Below are 19,562 nucleotides of genomic sequence, written 5' to 3'. Positions count from 1 at the left end.
AAAATCTGCGCTTTTTAAAGGAGAGAATATGAAAATTTTACTTTTAAATGGCGGCAAAAAATTTGGCCATTCAGATGGCAGGCTCAATCAAACACTTCACGATCTTGCGTGCGAAAAACTAGCAAAAATGGGTCACGAGGTAAAGCAAACCGTGATAGATCAAGGCTATGATATCGAGGCTGAAGTTGAGAAATTTCTCTGGATGGACGTGGTAGTTTGGCAGATGCCAGCTTGGTGGATGGGCGAGCCTTGGATAGTGAAAAAGTATATCGACGAGGTCTTTACCGCAGGTCATGGCAAGCTTTATACGAGTGATGGCAGGCATAGGGTTGATCCAACTAAAAACTACGGCAAAGGCGGCTTGCTAAATGGCAAGAAATTTATGCTAAGCCTTACTTGGAATGCCCCAGCCGAGGCATTTAGCGATCCAAACGAGTTTTTTGAGGCGCGCGGCGTTGATGGAGTTTATTTTCATTTTAGAAAGGCAAATGAATTTATGGGCTTAAAGTCGCTTCCGCACTTTATCTGCTGCGATGTTATCAAGATGCCAGACGTGCCAAGATACCTAAAAGAGTATGAGGCGCATCTTGAAAAAGTTTTCTAAGCGTAAAAACAAATTTCTACCGCTCTTTAGCTATTTGCGCTAGAGAGCGTTTAAATTTACATCTATTTTGTGTGGGAAAAATGAGGGCAAAATTTCTATTTTTAGCTGCTATTATCTTATTTGCTGGGTGTGCTAGCAAGCAAATTCTAAAGCCAAGCGATGAGGCAAATTTACTCTATCTTGAAAATAACGAAACCTTGCACGAGATGAAAATTTATAAGCAGCAAAACAGCCTAAATGACTTTAATAAATTTGCAAACATTGTCAGCAAGGCTGAGATAAAAGCAGCCGGAGTAAATGCAGAATTTAGCGCTCTTGGCGATCTCATGCAAGGCAGCGAAGCAGACAAAATGGTGCTTGTTAAAAATTTAAGCACAAACCACGAGCTCATCTTGTCAAATGCTAGTGACATAGAGGAGCTCGTAAATGCAAAAAATATCAAATTTTATGAAATTTCAAATGGCGCTATAAAAAGCGTGGTTTATAGCACAAAAAGCGTGCCAGTTTGCGAAGCTTTTGCAGGTGGCAAAGAGGTGATAAAAGTAAAAAGCGTGACAAATCATCCTTTGAAAAATGGCTTTTTTGCGGTGATCCTAAACTCAGATATATCTAATGAACGAGGCTTTTTTCTAAGAGAGACGAAATATTATTTCAACCTTTCAAGCGAAGATGAAGAGAAGATTAAGGCTGAGACGCTAACGCAAAATTTTTATAAAACATTTATTGAAAGCGACCTTGTAAAGCAAGGCGAAATTCTCTCAAATGTGCTTTGTTTTAGTAAATTCCAAAAGGCTTTTTAGTAACTTTTTATAAGCAAGGTTGTAAAATAGCTTAAAATTCTTAAAAGGTTACATCAATGGATAAAGCTACCATACAAGCACATAAAATCAGCGACGAAGAGTATGAAGAGATCTTAAAAATTTTAGGCCGTGAGCCAAATTTACTAGAGCTTGGCATATTTTCGGCGATGTGGAGCGAGCACTGCAGCTACAAATCAAGCAAAAAATACCTAAACGGCTTTCCGACAAAGGCACCTTGGGTCATTCAAGGACCTGGCGAAAATGCTGGCGTCATCGACGTTGGCGACGGGGTTGCGGCTGTGTTTAAGATGGAGAGCCACAACCACCCAAGCTTTATCGAGCCGTTTCAGGGCGCTGCAACTGGCGTTGGTGGAATTTTAAGAGACGTCTTTACGATGGGCGCAAGAGTCGTTGCGAACATGAACTCACTTCGTTTTGGCGAGATAAGAGGCGAGGGCGAGCTAGCCAAAAAGCATAGATATTTGCTAAAAGGAAGTGTCGCTGGTATCGGACATTACGGCAACTGCATGGGCATCCCAACGATCGGCGGCGAGACTACATTTGATCCTAGCTTTAATGGCAATATCCTAATCAACGCTTTCGCGCTTGGACTTTGCAAAAGTGATGAAATTTTCTACGGCAAGGCCGAAGGCGTGGGCAACCCAGTCATTTACGTGGGCTCAAAGACCGGCAGGGACGGACTTGGTGGCGCTGTGATGGCGAGCGATAGCTTTAACGACGAAAATAAATCACTTCGCCCAACGGTGCAAGTAGGCGACCCATTTGCCGAGAAACTGCTCATGGAGGCGTGCTTGGAGCTCTTTAAAAAAGACTACATCATCGGCATCCAAGACATGGGCGCAGCAGGGCTAACGAGCTCTAGCTTTGAGATGGCTGGCAGAAGTGGCAGCGGTATGAAGATGTATTTAGACCGCGTGCCGATGCGCGAAGTTGGCATGACGCCTTATGAGCTGATGCTAAGCGAGTCTCAAGAGCGTATGCTAATATGCGCCAAAAAAGGCTATGAGCAAAAGGTACTTGAAATTTTTAGAAAGTGGGACCTTGACGCTGAGATCATCGGCGAGGTCACAAGTAGCGGCGTGATGCAGCTTTATTGGCACGGTGAGCTCGCAGGTGAAATCCCTATCGGCCCACTTAGCGAGGCAGCTCCGGTGCTTGATCGTCCAGTCGCACGTCCAAAATACCTTGATGAGATAGCAAATTTACAAATACCAAATAATGTTGATAACAAAAGCGCATTTTTCAAGCTTTTAAAAGAGCCTGAAGTGCTAAATAAAAGCTTCATCTACGATCAATATGACGCAAATATCCAGACAAATACGATAAAACAGCCAGGCCACTTAGGCGCTGCAAGTATCAGAGTAAAAGGCACTAAAAAGGCCGTCTCTATGGCTGCTCAGTGCGATCCAAGAGCAAATTTCGTTGATCCAAAAATAGGCGTTGCAAGAGCTGTCGCTGCAGCTGGCAGAAAGGTAGCGATGAGCGGCGCTGTGCCACTTGCGATCACTGACTGCTTAAACTACGGCAATCCGCAAAATCCAGAGGTTATGTGGCAGTTTAAAGAGGGATGTGAAGGCATAAAAGAGGCTTGCCGTGAGCTAAATACGCCAGTTGTGAGTGGCAACGTGAGCCTTTATAACGACACTGACGGCGTTAGCGTCTATCCAACGCCAGCCATCGTAACAGTTGGGGTAAATGAAGATGCAAATTTAAACCTAAAAAGCACATTTTTAAGCGAGAGCAGGGCGATTTACTTGCTTGGTGAGACAAGCGGAGAATTTGCTGCTTCTCTTTACGCAAAGGCGCTATTTGACGTGGTTGGTGGCAAGCTAAAAGAAGTTGATTATAAGGCTGAAAGGGCTATTTGGGAGCTAGTGATAGAGGCAAATAAAGAGCAAATTTTAGAGTTTGCAAATAGCGTAGGTGTGGGCGGTCTTGCTATCACGCTAGCAAAAATGGCTAGCATCTCAAACATCGGCGCAAGCTGCGAAGTTAAATTTAAAGAGCCAAATTTCATCTTTGATGAGAGCTTTTCAAGGGCGGTCGTGGGTGTAAAAGACGAGGCTAAATTTGAAGCGCTTGCAGCTAAATTTGGAGTGAAATTTGAAAAGATCGGCGTTAGCGGAGGCAAGAGATTTAAGCTAAATGATATCGATGAGAGCTTAGAGGACGTAAGAGAAATTTATCTAAATGAGTTTGCGAAAATCGTAAAAAAGGAGGACTAAGAGATGTTTTCTAAAAAGTCTCAAAAAGCAAGCGGGGAAAAGGAAGTAGAGCAAAACGAGAAAAAGGGCGTGGCGAAACCGCCAGTGCTCTTTAGCGATACTCAAAATTTGATAAGTACGATCGAAAAAAGGCTAAATGCCCCTTTGATAACCTACTACAACTCAAACGCTGGTAATGTTTGCGGCAACGATGCAAGCGCTATGTATGAAATTTTAAAGGGCAAAAAGATAGATACTGCCTATCTTTTCATAAAAAGTGACGGCGGAAGCGGTATAGCCGCACTTAGGATCATTAGCACCCTTAGAAACTACTGCAAAAATTTAATAGCGCTGATCCCATCAAACTGCGCCTCAGCTGCTACGATGATGGCACTTGGTGCAAATGAGATCGTGATGGGGCCACTTGCCTATCTAACGCCAGTTGATACCTCTTTAAAACACGAGCTAAGTCCTACAAATAAGGGCAATGAGCTTGTTAGCGTCTCTATGGACGAGCTTAGCCGTGTGGTGAAGCTTTGGAAAGAGCAGGATAAAGATAGACCAAACGACACAAACCCTTACAACTCACTTTACGAGTATATCCATCCGCTAGTTTTTGGTGCGGTTGATCGTGCTAGTTCGCTCTCACTTAAAATTTGTTCTGAGCTGCTTAGATACCACATAGATGATGATAAAAAGATCGTTGAAATTTCAGAGAGGCTAAACGCAGACTACCCGGCACACGAGTATCCGATACTTTTTCGTGAGGCGCAGGAGATAGGCCTACATGTCAAGAAAATGGACGATGATCTAAATGAGATGCTTCAGGAGCTAACGCTACTTTACTCAGAGATGGGACAGCGAGCCTTTACCGACTACGATGAGAACAGCTATCACGATAACAACATCGCAAACATTATCGAGACAAACGGCAAGCAAATTTACTATCAGATCGATAAAGACTGGTTTTACCGCCCTGAGGAGCGCCGCTGGAACGTGATGAACGACGAGAGCTCTTGGCGTAAAAACGAACTGGTAAATGGCAAGATAAAAAATACCATATATCACTTGTGGTAATATAATATGTTTGGAGTTTTGTTTTTACTGATATTAGGCGGTGTGATATTTTTCTTTAAGAAACAAGCAAATGCAAATGAGACTAAATTTCTACTCTCACTAAGTGAGGCTATGTTTCTAGTATCGCTACTTGCAAAAGTAGCTAAAAGTGACGGCAGGGTTAGCGAACTAGAGGCTAGACTGATCACTCAAGCACTTGATGATCTAAGCCAGAAAATTAGTGGCATTAGTGGCGTGCGTGAGTATTTAAAAGAGGTATATAGCAGTCAAAAAGAAAATATGGATAACGCCAGTGGCGTGCGTGAGTATCTAAAAGAGGTCTATAACAGAGAAAAAGAAAATGTGGATAACGCCTATGAAATCGCCAAAGCTTATAAACGCGCGTTTAATCTAAACTACGACACCTGTGTGGCTAAGCTCACTTTTTTTCTAAATTTAGCCTATATAGACGGAGAATTTAACAAAAGTGAGCAAGATATTATAAGAAATATCGCTTATGGATTTGGCATAGATAAAGAGACGCTTGATGAGATAATCTTTAAATTTGATAGCTTCTATGGCTCAAGATTTGGGGCAGACCGCGATGAGGTGAGCCGAGAAAACGATGCATTTGAGGTTTTAGGACTTAGTAAAAATGCAAGCCTTGATGAGGTAAAGGCTCGCTACAAAGAGCTTGTGAGGCAGTATCATCCTGACATTTTGATGGGCAGGGGTGAGAGCAAAGATGTGATAGAGCGCTCAACCAAGAAGCTTCAGGAGATAAATGAGGCTTATGGGCGATTAAAAGAGAAATTTGGAGTTTAGATGAAGAAATTTATTATTTTGCTGCTAGCAGTGGCTGGCTTTTGTAATGATTTTAAAGTGGTAAATGTCGATGGAAAAGAGATAAAATTTAAGCTTACACAAAGCGAGCTTTATCGAGATCAAAGGCTAGTCATCAGCAACTACGATGTTAAAGATAGTAATGTGAGCATAATATTTGTCGATAAAGATGGCAACAAGAGTGACATTATGTCAGTTCAAGCAAAAAAATTAAACGAAATTAGTGAGTATATCTTTTCGTATGATCGCGGTATAAAGGTGATGAAATTTAGCTCGAAAAAGCCGATATGCGAGGCGCTTGAGAAAGAGGAACCTATAAATTTAAGCGTATTAGATGCAAGTTACTTTGATGGCAATCAAATTTCAAGCTATGCCTTTAGCGTTGATATTGTTGGTCAAAAGCGTGAAAACTTTGTAGATAGAAAAGACTATTATATAGATGCAGCTGCAAATGTTATGGTGACGCTAGAAGCTTTATCGATAAAGAATATCGCAAAGGATATAAAAATGGGGCAGCTTCTGCTTGTAAAAGGTATGTGTTTAACAAAAAGATAAAAAATTTAATAAAGGAGAAAAAATGAGAGCGTTGCTTAGCGTTAGCGATAAAGAGGGCATTGTAGAGTTTGCAAAGGGGCTAGAAGAGCTTGGCTGGCAGATACTTTCAACTGGTGGCACCTACAAACTTTTAAAGGCTGAGGGCGTCAAAGCTACTGAAGTTAGCGAATTTACGGCGTCGCCTGAGATGTTTGAGGGCAGGGTAAAGACCCTTCATCCAAAGATACACGGCGGCATTTTGCACAAACGTGACGACGCTATGCACGTGGCTCAGGCAAAAGAGCGTGGCATCGAGGGGATCGACCTGGTTTGCGTAAATTTATATCCATTTAAAGAGACTACGATTAGGACTGATGACTTTGCCGAGATCATCGAAAATATCGACATCGGCGGCCCAGCCATGGTAAGAAGTGCGGCTAAAAACTTTAAAGACGTACTTATCGTCACAAATGTGCTTGACTACGATGAAATTTTAAAGCGCCTAAAAGAAAAAAGCGATGATTTTGAGTTTAGAAGATCGCTGATGATAAAGGCGTTCGAGCATACAGCAGCTTATGATAGCATGATCGCAAACTATATGAATGATAGATTTAATGGCGGTTTTGGCGATGCTAGATTTATCGTGGGAAGCAAGGTTTTTGACACCAGATACGGCGAAAATCCACACCAAAAAGGCGCGCTTTATGAGTTTGATTATTTCTTTATGAACAACTTTAGAGCCCTAAAAGGCGAGGCAAGTTTCAATAATATGACCGATATAAATGGCGCATTGATGCTTGCAACTAGCTTTGATGACGCTCCTGCCGTGGCTATCATCAAGCACGCTAACCCTTGCGGCTTTGCGGTAAAAGATACGTTGCTTGAGAGCTACGTAGCAGCGCTTAAGTGCGATCCGATCTCAGCATACGGTGGCGTGGTCGCGATAAATGGCACGCTTGATGAGGAGCTAGCTAAAAAGATAAATGAAATTTACGTTGAAGTAATCATCGCTGCAAATGTTGATGAGGCTGCACTTAAGGTATTTGAGAGTAAAAAACGCATCAAAATTTTCACACAAGATAATAAATTTTTAGTGCGCGCAAATGATAAATTTGACTTTAAGCACATCGATGGTGGCTTTGTATTTCAAGAAAGAGACTTCGTAAAAGACGAAGAGCTTGAAAATATGAAGCAAATGAGCAAGAAATTTGCAAGTGGCAGCGAGCTAAAAGACGCTCAGATCGCGTGGAAAGTGGCTGCACTAACAAAGAGCAACTGCGTAGTTTATGTAAAAGATGGCGCTATGGTGGCTATTGGCATGGGTATGACTAGCCGTGTGGATGCTGCTCGTGCGGCCGTAGCGAAGGCAAAAGAGCTAAAGATCGACCTAAGTGGCTGCGTGCTTGCAAGCGAGGCGTTCTTTCCATTTAGAGATAGCATCGACATCGCTAGCAAAGTGGGCGTAAAATGCGTCATCGAGCCAGGTGGCAGCATAAGAGATGATGAGGTGATAGAGGCTGCCGATGAACACGGCATGTCGCTATATTTCACTGGCGTTAGACACTTCTTGCACTAAAATTTAGGGGCGCTTTGCCCCTTACTTCACACTTTATAACTTTAAATTTTATATAATCCTTCAAAAAAGGAGTTCTCATGAAAAAGATGTTAAATTTTCTCTTGGTTTTGGCGGTATTTTTGGGTGTAAATTTGATGGCAAAAGATGAGTTTTTAAAGGAGCAGACGATGGCAGGGCAAAATTTGAAAGAAATTTATTTAGCAGGTGGCTGCTTTTGGGGCATGCAGGGATATTTTAAAAAGATATTTGGCGTGGTAGATACAAAAGTGGGCTACGCAAATGGTAAGAGCGAGAACACGAGCTACCGAGAGCTGCATGAGAGCGATCACGCCGAGACACTTTATGTCAAATTTGATGAAAATAGGGTCGCTTTGGCTGAAATTTTGGCTCATTTTTTTAGAGTGATCGACCCGACCTCGCTAAATAAACAGGGCAATGATGTCGGCAGGCAGTATAGAAGCGGGATTTACTATGTAAGCAAGGACGATCTGCCAGTCATTGAGAGCTTTATAAAGATCGAGCAAAAGAAATTTAAAGATAAGATCGTGGTTGAGGTAGCACCACTTAAGAATTTCGTCATTGCCGAGGAGTATCACCAGGACTATCTTGATAAAAACCCTTTTGGATACTGCCACATCGATCTAAATTTGGCGAGCAAGCCACTCTATGACGAGGCTAAATTTAAGCCGCTTAGCAAAGAGGAGCTAAAGAGAAATTTAAGCAGCGAGCAGTATGCCGTGACGCAGGAGGCGGCGACTGAGAGGCCATTTAGCAGCGAGTATGATAAATTTGACAAAAAGGGCATCTATGTCGATATCACCAGTGGCAAGCCGCTCTTTTCAAGCGCTGATAAATTTGACGCGGGGTGTGGCTGGCCAAGCTTCACAAAGCCTATCACGACAACGGCGCTTGCGTATAGCGAGGATAACTCTTTTATGATGAAAAGGGTAGAGGTGAGGTCGCAAAACAGTGATGCGCACCTTGGACATGTCTTTGATGATGGACCAAGCGACAAGGGTGGGCTAAGGTATTGTATAAACGGCGCAAGCCTTAAATTTATACCGCTTGAAGATATGGCTAGGCTTGGATACGAGGAGTTTATCCCCTACGTAAAGTAGCTTTTGTTGAAGCAAATCAATGGTTTGAAAAGTTTAATCAGAGTATAATTCTCCAAAATCAAAAGGAGAAAAAATGAGTGAATTTTTCAAAAACGCAGAGCAGTTTAACGTAGAGGGTGCGACGGTGCCATTTTATAAATTTAGTGAAAATGGAGTAAGCTTTGTGGGTTTTGACTCACGTCCTTGCGTGCCGCCAGAGCCTATGATGAATGCGCTTTTGGCTATCAAATTTGCTAATAAAGATACAAAGATCGTGATGGTAAATCACAAATTTCCAGCTGGGCTCATACCAAAGATAGAAAAGAGCTTTGACGTGGAGCGCGAGGACCTTGAGGGTGGGGCTGTGAAGATGACTTTTAGCCTAAAAGAGGGTGCGAGCATAGAAAACATAGACACCAGCCTTTGCCACTAAAATGCTTTTAAACACCTATGCGCCGCCATTTAAGCTAGTTGGCGGCTACTTTATCGCTGGAATTTTCTTTTTAGCGTTTAGCACTCCGGCGTTTTTTTACGCTGATTTTGAGGCGATTAGCTCGCTAAATACGGCTGGCTTTTTGCATATATTTTTCGTGGGCTTTGTGATGAGCATCATCATCGGAGCGCTCTATCAGCTAACCTCGGTCATCTTAGAAAAGCCATTTTTCACGGTTAAAGGGGCTATTGTAAATTTAGCCATATTTTGCCTGTCGCTGCTTGCCATGAGCTATGCGATGATATTTGGCGAGGGTCAAATTTTGCAAGTTGGCGGAGTTTTACTTTTTTTCTCGCTCGTATTTTTTGGCTCGACTTATGCGCTAAGCTTTTTAAATAATCAAAAAAGAAGCTTTGCCGCCTTTGCACTCTTTATTTCGGCGATATTTTTGCTAGTTGGCATAATGCTTGGATTTTGCCTAGTGATGATACTTGGCGGCACACTTATGCTTGATTTTATAATGACATTAAAATTTCACGTATATTTTGTGCTGGGCTTTGTATTTTTTGTCATACTTGGGGCTGCAAGCGTGCTTTTACCGATGTTTGCTTTGGCGCATGATCTTAAATTTACACTTAGTAAGGCTTCGCTTACCTGCTATATTTTGGCTGGAGTTTTGCTAGCAATCGATGAAAATTTAGCCATTTTTGCGGTGGCTGTGGCAGCTTTGCTTTTTATAGCTCAAGCGTTTTATATCTTAAAAAAGCGCGTGAGAAAGGCGTATGACTACTGGAATGTAAATATCGCTCTTTCGCTGCTTGCCTTGCTTTGCGCTGCTACATTTATGGTTTTTGAAAAGCTAAATTTGGCTGCATTTTTTATGATATATGGCTTTTTGTTTGCCTTTATCGTGGCTCATCTTTATAAGATCGCGCCATTTCTCATCTGGTATCACTATGTGGCGCCATTTGTTGGTAAGGCAAAAGTGCCGCTGCTTGATGCGATGATATTAAAAAAGGCTGCATATTTTGCCATAGCCTGCAATGCCATTTCGCTTGTGTGCTATCCTTTGGCGGTTAGCTTTGAGATGAGAAATTTGGTCTATGCAAGTATGATTTTTATGGCTTTAAGCATCATTTTACTTGCTGTAAATATGATAAACGTTTTTAAATTTACTGGTTTTAAAGGATAAAAAATGAAAGAAAAAATTTATGATGCTCTGTCAAATATCGTCGATCCAGAGGTTGGCTTTGACATCGTTTCGCTTGGGCTCATATATGATGCAAGCTGCGATGAAAACGGCAAAGCAAAGGTGACTATGACACTTTCAACTAAGTCATGCCCGCTTCATGAGATGATACTTGAGTGGGTGCAGACGGCTACGCTTGGAGTGGAAGGCGTAAAAGAGTGCGAGATCGACCTAGTTTGGGAGCCTGAGTGGAATATCCAAATGGCAAGCGACTTTGTAAAAGCACAGCTTGGAGTGAATTAAAATTTATTGGCTAGAAATTTAGCTTAGTCAGCAAATTTCTAGCTTTTCTTCTTGAACTTCTACTTTAAATTTTTATCACAAAAAGCGTAGTTAAATTTTTTGGTGATGCTTAAGCTCTTTAATAAATTTACAAATAAATTTATGCAAGTAAAAGCTAAAAAATATAATGCAAGTTTAAGTGTTTGCTAGATTATGGTTAAAATTTTGAATATATTAAAAGGTAAATTGCAAGATAAACTTGCAATTTAACAGGAGAATTTTTAGTTAGGACTTAGTCCATTTGGTGGCGAAGATATGATGGGATATCTAGCTGAGAGATATACTCGTCGCTGTTATATCCGCCACTTACTCTTCTTTTTAAAACGATATTTTTATTTAAAAGATCGTTTTCAGGCTCTTGGGCTATTTTTTTTTCTTCGTTTTCTTTTTCAGTACCTTTAAAACCTGTTGCGATGATAGTAACTTCGACTTTATTGTCTTCTATGTTTTCATCAGTTGTTGTACCAAAGATCACATCAGCATCATCATCAGATGCCTCTTCGATCATTGACATCGCACTATGAAGATCATCAAGTGAGCAGTTTGGATGCATTTTAAAATGAACTAAAACGCCAAGCGCTCCGTTTATGTTCATATTGTCAAGTAGTGGTGATTGGATAGCATTTTTGATGGCTTCTTGAGCTGCACCCTCGCCATAAGCCTCGCCAACGCCCATCAAAGCATGACCTCTGTGGCTCATGACTGTTTTTACGTCAGCAAAGTCAAGGTTTATATCGCTAACACCAGAGTCAAGCACGATAGAGCACATACCATTTACTGCTCTTGCAAGCACTTCATCAACCATTTTAAAGCTCTCTTTGATGCCTGATTTTTTATCTATCAAAGTTAAAAGTCTGTCGTTTGGTATGATAACGATAGAGTCGCTCTCTTTTCTAAGCTCGCTTAGACCTATATCTGCTAGCTTACTGCGCTTTTTACCCTCAAATGAAAAAGGCATAGTAACAACTGCAACTGTTAGCGCACCTATCTCTTTTGCAGCTTGCGCAACAACTGGAGCAGCACCTGTACCTGTACCACCGCCAAGACCTGAAGCGATAAACACAACATCAGAAGTCTCAAGAGCACTTTTTATCTCTTCGTAGCTCTCTTGTGCAGCTTCTTTGCCAACTTCTGGTCTCATGCCAGCGCCAAGACCTTTTGTCTTTTTCTCACCAAGCTGTATCTTTGTGTGTGCAGGAGAATTGTCAAGTGCCTTAGCGTCCGTATTTGCTATCATTAGATCGATGTCTAAATTTGGATTTTCTCTTATGATGTGGTTTATCATATTACCACCACCACCACCTACGCCTACTACCTTTATCTTTGCACTATATAGGCTCTTGTTCTCTTCGATTGTGAAACTGTTGCTCATTGTAAAAATTCTCCTCAAAATAGTTGTGTCATGCTGTGCCAAAATTTCTTTAAAGCACTTGGTTTTTTTTCTTGCTTACTTATATCAGCGATATTTGCAAGCTCGTTTTTGTTGTTTGTTTGCTCTAAATTTATATCCATATTTACAAGCTCAATGCCCTCTTCAAAATCATCCTTATCCTGTTTTTTTGCTTCAAATTTCTCTTTTTTCTCTTCTTCAAAAATGTTGAAATTTGTTTTTGGCTTTGATCTTAACTCACCTTTATATCTCATCTTTTTTTCTGAGTCTATCTCATAAGGTGTAAATTCACCAGCGCCATACATACATAAACCGATGGCACAAGAATTTGCTGGATCTCTTAAAATCTCATATAAACCATCCATCTCTTTTGGTCTTGCGATCCTAACTGGCATGTTGTCAAATATCGCAGAAGCTAGGTCTTTTAACCCATCAAGCTTTGTCATGCCACCAGTTAGTACTATGCCAGCACCAACAAGATCTTTGTATCCACTATCTTCAAGCATATTTGCAAGCACCATCACAGTCTCTTCTGCTCTAGCTGAGATGACATTTGATATAACATCAAGTGAAACTTCGTGAGTTTTTTGCTCATCGCCAAGTCTTGGAAGCTCGATAAGATCGACTGATTTATTTACCAGTTTGCCATATTCTAGTTTTATCTCTTCAGCTTTTGGTAAAGGGGTATGAAGCGCCATTGAAAGATCTATGGTTATATTTGCAGAGCCAACGTGTAGATATGAGTTATATCTTAGTGAATTTCCAGCGTGCACTACCATATTACATGTCTCGCCGCCCATATCTATGAGTGCAACACCAAGTTCTTTTTCATCTTTTGTTAGTGTTGCTATGGCTGATGCGTAACCAGAAAGAACTACATTATCAACCTGCACACCTGCTAAATTTACAGCTTTTCTTAGGTTGCTTAGTTGTGATTTTTGGATACTTATGATATGTGTTTGTACTTCAAGTCTGGTGCCATTCATGCCAATAGGATCTTCTATAAATTCTTGTCCATCCACTTTAAAGTTGTAAGGCAAGACATGAAGTTTTTCATATTCTGGGGAAGTCTCGGCATTGTGATCTGCCATCTGCATGGCACGCTCTATCTCTTTTATACCTATTTCATGATTTGGTATATTTACTACGCCACTGCTATTTACACTTTTAGTATATTTGCCAGATATCGAAACTACTACTCTTTCATAGTGTGTGCCCGCAACTTTTTGCGCTTCTATGAGTGCATTTTTTATAGATTTTGCAGCTAGTTCAATGTTGTTTATAGCACCCTTTTTTATACCTTGTGCTTTTTCTGTGCCTATTCCTATTATTTTTATGCCATCATCATTTTGCTCTGCTATAACGGCGCAAATTTGAAATGATCCGACATCTATGCCTAAAATTCTAGTACTCAAAATTTTTACCTTTTGACATATTCTTTAACTTCATAATATTTTAGAAGTTTGTTTGTTAAATCTTTTATCAACTCGTTGTTTTTAAGCATCGCAACATTTTGTTGTGTTATTTGCTTATAGTTGTTATTTATATTGTTAGTAAGCAATCTTTGTTCCAAAATATCGTACACTACGGCTTTGTCATCTAATATAACATAACCTTTTGTGTTGTTAGTGTCAAAAAGTTGAGATACAAAAGCTCTTGTATCGCTCTCATTTAAGCCCGCAATAGAGCCATTTACCTCTCTGCTAACAAAGCCAACATCTGTGCCTTTGAAGTTTTGTAGAGTATCTTTTGCTTTTGCTGTTAAAATTTCTTTTTCTTTTTTACTTTTATAAATTTCAAGCACATTAGCTCTTGCTTGTTCAAAGCTCATAGGTTGTGGAGGAGTTATGCTTTTTACTCTAGCTATCAAATAGCCATCTTTGTAGATAAATGGTTTTATCACTTCGCCAACTTTTGCGCCCTTTATCTCATCAAGTGAAAAAGTAGCGTTATCCTCATTTACGCTTATAAAACCATTAGTTGTAAGCTCAGCTTTTTTAACAGCGACATACTTTTCTAAAGCGTTAGTTTTACTTTGCTCTATGTTGTAGTCTTTATTGACTTCAGCCTTTACCTCGCTAAAAGGTTTTATCTTGTCATCAGATCCTTTGTATTTATCTTGGTTTTCGTTATAGTAAGATTTTAAAACGCTTTCGTTTGCGTCGCTTTTTTCTGACTCGACAAAGTATGTATCTATACCATAAAGTGTCTTTGTCATATAGTTATTTTTATTTATCTCCCAAAGATCTTTTAGCTCTTTCTCATCTACCTTGATCTCGTTTTGATCAGCATTTACTACTTGTACGGCTAATTTATCTTGCATGAAAAAGCTAGCTTCCATCATGGCGATATCTTCTTTGCTAGCAGGTAAATTTAAAATAGTTCTAAGTTTATCTAGTAAGATAGTTAGTTTTAGATTGTCTTCAAAATCAGTTGGGTTTATTCTGGCTCTTCTTAGCACATCGTAGTATAAATTTTTGTCAAAAACGCCGTCTTTTTGAAATGTTGGATCGACGATTATATATTTTAAAACATCGTCTTTATTAACACTAAGACCGATATCGTCTGCAAAATTTAATAGTAAATTTTCTTGAATAGCAGCTTGAAGTGCAGCATTTTCTAAGCCTAGTTCTTCAGCTTTTTCTTGAGTTAATTTGCCTTCAAATACATTGTTGTAGTACTGATATAACCTATCGTATTTTTGTTGCAACTCTTGAACGCTTATATTTCTATGTCCTACTTTAGCTACTGAAGTAGCTCTGTTGCTGTTTAGATCGTATGCGCCCCAGCCGACAAAACCAGCACCGACAAAGGCTATCGTGCTTACCCAAATTGTCACGACTAGGTATTTTTTATGTTTTTGCATCCAAGATAACATTAAGTTCTTCCTTTAAAATACTAACAAAGCTTGTGCGATATTTTATAGAAATTTGGCTTAAATAAGCTTAAAATGGGGCTTTATAAAAACGTTTCTTGTTAAATTTTTTACTAACATTTTTTATCTTTGTTAGCAAAAATTTAAATGCTAAAATCGCTGTAATCACCAGTAAAATGAAGCAGTTTGCAGCTGTTTTCTAACAAGGCTATATCTTTTGCAAGTAGCTGAGGGCTCCTGCTATACGCGTAAACGCCGTATCCTTTGATCACGACGACGTTAGTATTTTTCTCTATCATCGCCCTATAAATTTCTGTCTCAGCACGCTCATACCAGTCGTCAAACTGCTTTGGATCATAGACTAAAATTTCATTAAATCTCATGCATCCAAAATAGTCTTTTGGTGCGATCTTTCCATGTTTCATTGCATAAGCTGTCACGTATGGAGGCATGGCGTAGCAGACAAATTTTGCTTCATTTATGTTTTTGTAGATATTTAAGTGTATATCAGCATCCAAGCTTGCATCATTCCATCGGTAGTCTTTTTTTGATGAAAGAAGCGTTAGATCACTATCTTGCAAGTCGTCAAAAATGGCACTTTGCTTGTTGATGATGAATTGATTTTTTTCTACTCTTGCTGAGATAGAACCATGAAAAACACCAAAAAAATTCTTTCTAAACATCGAAAGAGATATCTTTTTTATCTCATTTGTTGAGTGCAATAAGTCCATTTTTTCTCCTATGTTTGGGTGATTATATTTAAGCTATCTTAAAATTTGTGTAAAATTTTATGTAATGATAGCTTTTTAAGTAAAATTTCGATAAATTTTCACACTAATTTCATAAAAGAGGCAGTGTTGCAAAGTCCGCATATTAGTGTTTTACTTGACGAAGTTTTATCATTTTTTAAAGACCTGTGTGGAAATTTTATAGATTGCACACTTGGATATGCTGGACATTCTAGTGCCATTTTGTCTCAAAATGAAAATTTAAATTTGATCGCTTGTGACAAAGACATCGAAGCTATAAATTTCTCGCTCAAAAAACTTGAGTCATTTGGCAGCAGAGTAAAAATTTATAAGAGCAATTTCTCTGAGCTTATTAGTAAACTTAGTAGCGATGAAATTTCAAACGTTAGAGGAATTTTGGCTGACATTGGCGTTAGCTCTTTGCAGATAGATAAAGATGATAGAGGCTTTGGCATTGGCTCAAGCGCGCTTGATATGCGCATGGATATAGAGCGAGGATTTAGCGCCTATGACGTGGTAAATGGCTACTCGTTTGATGAGTTAGTTAGGATTTTTAGGGATTACGGCGAGTTAAAAAATGCCTCTGGGATCGCAAATAAGATAATAAATGCTAGAAATTTAGGCGAGATAACAAGCGCAAAAGAGCTTGCAAATATAATAGGCACAGCCCAGATAAAAGGGCGCGGTGTTAGCCCTGCCATCCTTGCTTTTCAGGCGATCAGGATAGAGGTAAATGGCGAGCTAGATGAGCTAACAAATTTGCTTGATAGTATAGAAAAGGGCGGTTTTAAAGATTGTTTGGTGGCGATCATAACATTTCACTCGCTTGAAGATAGGATCGTAAAAGAGCGCTTCAAAAAGTGGGCAAACAGCTGTATCTGCCCGCCTGGCATCTACCGATGTGAGTGCGGAAACAACCACGAACTAGGCGAAATTTTGACTAAAAAACCACTAACAGCAAGCCAAAGTGAGCTAGCACAAAACTCACGAAGCAAGAGCGCAAAACTGCGTGTTTTTAAGATAAAAGGATAAAGATGCAAGAAAAAGAAGAGCTGCTAACACTTCACGACGAGGAGCAAAAACGTGAGGTAAATTTAAGCTTTAAGACGCTAGTGATGGTCTATCTGGCGGTTTTTATAGCACTAGTTCTATTTTTGCCAAAAATTTATATAGCAAATCAAATTTATTATATAAGTAGAGATATCGCTGACATCAGCGGCAAACGAGATATGCTCCTTGAAGAAAACAGAGCTCTTAGCATAAAGCTTGAAAATTTGCGTTATAAAAATCAAATTTTAAACAATATGCAAGAGCGTCAATGGAAATAATTAAGAAATTTAAAAGCTTTATCCACTACTACGACCCTGCAAATTTCCAGCTCATCTACTCGCTAAAAGCTGCCACGACCATCGCTTTTAACTGCTTTTTGTGCTTTTACTTCTTTCATCTAAGTGGCGCTATCATGGCTGTAAATATCACGATGGGTATCTTCTTTCTTGGTGAGCTTGAGTGCAAAGATAGGAGCAAATTTGCATTTTTGCTACTTTACATCGCGCTTTCTTGCGCTTTTATGCCCTTTGTTGCACCCCTTATGAGCCTTGGCGTTTGGCTCTCGCTTATCGTATTTGTCTGGATATTTGTAGTAGGCATTAGCCAAATTTATAGCTCAAATTTAAACAAAATTTTACTTGCCGTAAATGCAACAGGGCTAGTTGCCTTTGTGACAAAGGCTGCAGTTGGGCTAAATGTGCTTGATAGCATCGGCGGTCTGGTGCTTGCTGGCGTGCTAAGCATCATCATAAAATTTGAAAACTTTGGCAAATACGGCAAATTTACTAAAAAGAGCATCAGCTTTTTACTAGACAGCGCCATCTTATCAAGCAAGGCACTTGGCACGAGCCATTTTTACGCAAGTATCGCAGATTTGATGAGCTCGATTGATAAATCAAAAGAAATTTTTGCAAACAAAAGCCTAAAGATAAAAGATGTCAAGCTAGTTAGAAATCAAGCCAAAGCGCTATTTTATTTTTATAAAGTTGAAGAGATCGCTCTTTTGCTTCGAACATTGGGCGCTTCGTTTGAAAGGATCGAGGACAAAGCGCTTTTAAACGAGGTAAAAAATGAGATCGCTTACAACCTTTTTGAGCTTAAAAAAATTTTCAAAAATCAAACTCTAAAGCTAAAATTTGATGCGCTAAATTTAGCTAAAAACTCAAATTTTAAAATTTTTGCAAGCTCGCTTGGCGTGCTTTATGATAAATTTTTGCTTATAAAAGAGGGCGGCGAGGACAAACTCTCGTTTAATAACACAAAAAAGATCACGCTAAAAGAGGCATTTAAAAAGCTAAATTTAAAAAATGAAATATTAAAAGAGTCTTTAAGGCTTGCCATTTGTATGTCGATAGCCATTTTTATAGCGCAGGCGATGCATATAAATCATGGAATTTGGATCGCCATAGCAGTGATGAGCCTAAACAAAAGCGACGAAGATGCTTTGAAAAATGCAGGCAGAGATAGCCTTCTTGGCGGAGTTATCGGCTTTTTTATCGCGCTTGCTTTTGTGAAATTTATGGGTGAATCATACGCATTTTACGTGGTTATCTTTATCGGCATGTTTTTGGTTTATTATCTTAAATCCTACAAACAAATCGTCTTTGCAACGGCTTTTATGTTTGAATTTACAGCTATTTTTTCGCTTATAAAAAGAGACTTTTTAGCCCTTATGGTCGATAGACTGCTTGATGTGGCAGCTGGCTTTTTGATAGTTTTTGTCACATATCTACTAACTAGAAAAAATGACTATACAGCGATAAAAGATAGCTTAAGCAGTGCCTTGATAGGTTTTAGAAATTTAGTGCAAATTTCTCTAAATGAGTCAAACAAAGATGCTTTTAGCACGGATGAAAAAGCGATTTTAGGCTCGCTAAATGAGCTAAACTACGCTATAAAAGTTAGTAAAAATTTAGACGATGATAATATGAAAAATGCAAAATTTATAGCTAGCAAGCTTGATGATATAAATAGCGATCTAGTTAAGCTTAGAAATTATCTGAATTTAGATGAGTTAAAAGAGAAAAACGCCTTGCAAAATGATATAAAAATCATCTCAGATAGGTTTTTGATGTTAGATAAAAAGACGAGGAAGCTTCCATATTATTTCATAAGTGAGATAGAAGCGAAGCTACTTTGCAAAGACGAAAATGTTAAAAAGCTAATTTTACGAGTTGCTTTAAAACAAAATGAAATTTACTCAGCGCTCTCTTTTTGAGAGATTAGCTTTTCATATATATATTGTTCTAAATCTTTTTTTGAAACGTCATTTTTAAGAGCGGTGTTGTAAATTTCTTCAACCTTGCTTGAATACTTTTCATATCCAAAATATGGAAAATGCACGCTCCAAGCCTTTTTTATAAGATCCAAGCTTATCTCTCTTCTTGCCCAAACCTTAAACATATCAAATCCGATAAAAACAGCTGAAGTGACGATGGTGGTTGCTATTATCGAGATGTGAGCGTCGGCTTTTGCTAAAAAGTGGTGCGTGATGATAAGAAGCGGAAACAAGACTACAAAGCAGATAAGTGCGTAAATTTGATAGAGCTTCACGTGGTTAAATCTAAAATTTAGCTTTGCGCCATCAACTAGCATACCTTCGTTAAAAAGGGCATTTGCTTCAAGTAAATCTCTAAATAAAACTGGCTGTTTTGAGACGAAAAAAATATTTTTAATGATAGTGTTTCTTAGATTTTCTTTCATTTTTTATAGACTTTTTACCTTAAAAATTTCAGCTCATTGTATCTAAAAATCTATAAATTCAAACAAAATTAGATACAATTTGCCTAAAATTTAAGG

At 39.1% G+C, this 19,562-nt stretch carries 19 protein-coding genes; 14 read left to right on the top strand and 5 right to left on the bottom strand.

Going from position 1 to position 19,562, the window contains the following annotated elements:
* Window positions 1-28 precede the first annotated feature (28 nt).
* The 11 genes from F3G91_RS01305 to F3G91_RS01255 all read left to right on the top strand — a co-directional run bounded on the left by F3G91_RS01305 (window position 29) and on the right by F3G91_RS01255 (window position 10,660).
* The gene (locus tag F3G91_RS01305; RefSeq protein ID WP_149700456.1) at window positions 29-604 is read left to right on the top strand and encodes an NAD(P)H-dependent oxidoreductase; all 576 of its coding nucleotides are present in this window, start codon (window positions 29-31) and stop codon (window positions 602-604) included.
* Window positions 605-684: 80 nt separating this feature from the next.
* Window positions 685-1,404 (top strand): DUF8095 domain-containing protein, encoded by a 720-nt coding sequence (locus F3G91_RS01300; protein WP_149700455.1) that lies wholly within the window; start codon window positions 685-687, stop codon window positions 1,402-1,404.
* A gap of 56 nt (window positions 1,405-1,460) precedes the next feature.
* Window positions 1,461-3,650 (top strand): phosphoribosylformylglycinamidine synthase subunit PurL, encoded by a 2,190-nt coding sequence (gene purL / locus F3G91_RS01295; RefSeq protein ID WP_149700454.1) that lies wholly within the window; start codon window positions 1,461-1,463, stop codon window positions 3,648-3,650.
* Between the two features lie 3 nt (window positions 3,651-3,653).
* Entirely contained in the window at window positions 3,654-4,706 is a 1,053-nt protein-coding gene (locus tag F3G91_RS01290; RefSeq protein WP_103598235.1) for an SDH family Clp fold serine proteinase, read from the top strand.
* A 6-nt stretch (window positions 4,707-4,712) separates the two neighbouring features.
* A complete protein-coding gene (locus F3G91_RS01285; protein WP_149700453.1) occupies window positions 4,713-5,510 on the top strand; it encodes a TerB family tellurite resistance protein in 798 nt (265 codons plus the stop codon).
* Window positions 5,511-6,083, top strand: a complete 573-nt coding sequence (locus F3G91_RS01280) for a hypothetical protein (protein ID WP_149700452.1) — start codon at window positions 5,511-5,513, stop codon at window positions 6,081-6,083.
* Window positions 6,084-6,105: 22 nt separating this feature from the next.
* Complete coding sequence (purH, locus tag F3G91_RS01275; protein WP_149700451.1) at window positions 6,106-7,638, top strand: bifunctional phosphoribosylaminoimidazolecarboxamide formyltransferase/IMP cyclohydrolase; 1,533 nt, start codon at window positions 6,106-6,108, stop codon at window positions 7,636-7,638.
* A gap of 77 nt (window positions 7,639-7,715) precedes the next feature.
* Entirely contained in the window at window positions 7,716-8,756 is a 1,041-nt protein-coding gene (msrB, locus tag F3G91_RS01270) for a peptide-methionine (R)-S-oxide reductase MsrB (protein ID WP_149700450.1), read from the top strand.
* A 73-nt stretch (window positions 8,757-8,829) separates the two neighbouring features.
* A complete protein-coding gene (locus F3G91_RS01265; RefSeq protein ID WP_149700449.1) occupies window positions 8,830-9,168 on the top strand; it encodes a hypothetical protein in 339 nt (112 codons plus the stop codon).
* A 1-nt stretch (window position 9,169) separates the two neighbouring features.
* Window positions 9,170-10,360, top strand: a complete 1,191-nt coding sequence (locus tag F3G91_RS01260) for a peptidase M50 (RefSeq protein ID WP_149700448.1) — start codon at window positions 9,170-9,172, stop codon at window positions 10,358-10,360.
* Window positions 10,361-10,363: 3 nt separating this feature from the next.
* Window positions 10,364-10,660: a metal-sulfur cluster assembly factor gene (locus F3G91_RS01255; protein ID WP_107856111.1), complete on the top strand. Its 297-nt coding sequence runs from the start codon at window positions 10,364-10,366 to the stop codon at window positions 10,658-10,660.
* A gap of 271 nt (window positions 10,661-10,931) precedes the next feature.
* Here the strand turns inward: F3G91_RS01255 and ftsZ are convergent, their stop codons facing one another.
* The 4 genes from ftsZ to F3G91_RS01235 form a co-directional block, all read right to left on the bottom strand.
* Window positions 10,932-12,071: a cell division protein FtsZ gene (gene ftsZ / locus F3G91_RS01250; protein ID WP_002940156.1), complete on the bottom strand. Its 1,140-nt coding sequence runs from the start codon at window positions 12,069-12,071 to the stop codon at window positions 10,932-10,934.
* Between the two features lie 14 nt (window positions 12,072-12,085).
* Window positions 12,086-13,504 carry a cell division protein FtsA gene (ftsA, locus tag F3G91_RS01245; RefSeq protein WP_103559079.1) on the bottom strand — a complete coding sequence of 473 codons (1,419 nt, stop codon included), beginning with the start codon at window positions 13,502-13,504 and terminating at the stop codon, window positions 12,086-12,088.
* 5 nt (window positions 13,505-13,509) lie between these two features.
* Window positions 13,510-14,967 (bottom strand): peptidylprolyl isomerase, encoded by a 1,458-nt coding sequence (locus F3G91_RS01240; RefSeq protein WP_148824270.1) that lies wholly within the window; start codon window positions 14,965-14,967, stop codon window positions 13,510-13,512.
* Window positions 14,968-15,107: 140 nt separating this feature from the next.
* Window positions 15,108-15,695 carry a class II aldolase and adducin N-terminal domain-containing protein gene (locus tag F3G91_RS01235; protein WP_149700447.1) on the bottom strand — a complete coding sequence of 196 codons (588 nt, stop codon included), beginning with the start codon at window positions 15,693-15,695 and terminating at the stop codon, window positions 15,108-15,110.
* A gap of 126 nt (window positions 15,696-15,821) precedes the next feature.
* Here F3G91_RS01235 and rsmH point away from each other — a divergent pair, with 126 nt between their 5' ends.
* From rsmH to F3G91_RS01220, 3 genes are read left to right on the top strand one after another with little or no spacing between them, the layout of a single operon-like run.
* Window positions 15,822-16,745 carry a 16S rRNA (cytosine(1402)-N(4))-methyltransferase RsmH gene (rsmH, locus tag F3G91_RS01230; protein WP_149700446.1) on the top strand — a complete coding sequence of 308 codons (924 nt, stop codon included), beginning with the start codon at window positions 15,822-15,824 and terminating at the stop codon, window positions 16,743-16,745.
* Window positions 16,746-16,747: 2 nt separating this feature from the next.
* A complete protein-coding gene (locus F3G91_RS01225) occupies window positions 16,748-17,041 on the top strand; it encodes a hypothetical protein (protein WP_149700445.1) in 294 nt (97 codons plus the stop codon).
* Window positions 17,032-18,981: an FUSC family protein gene (locus tag F3G91_RS01220; protein WP_149700444.1), complete on the top strand. Its 1,950-nt coding sequence runs from the start codon at window positions 17,032-17,034 to the stop codon at window positions 18,979-18,981. Before F3G91_RS01225 ends, F3G91_RS01220 begins: the two co-directional genes overlap by 10 nt.
* Here F3G91_RS01220 and F3G91_RS01215 read toward each other — a convergent pair.
* A complete protein-coding gene (locus F3G91_RS01215) occupies window positions 18,960-19,466 on the bottom strand; it encodes a hypothetical protein (protein ID WP_002940170.1) in 507 nt (168 codons plus the stop codon). The genes F3G91_RS01220 and F3G91_RS01215 overlap by 22 nt on opposite strands.
* Window positions 19,467-19,562: the final 96 nt, after the last annotated feature.

Origin of the sequence: Campylobacter concisus, from assembly GCF_902460715.1 — a bacterium.
GTDB lineage: Bacteria > Campylobacterota > Campylobacteria > Campylobacterales > Campylobacteraceae > Campylobacter_A > Campylobacter_A concisus_AK.
Note: the sequence above shows the minus strand (reverse complement) of the source record. Positions and strands in the feature narration are given on the sequence as shown.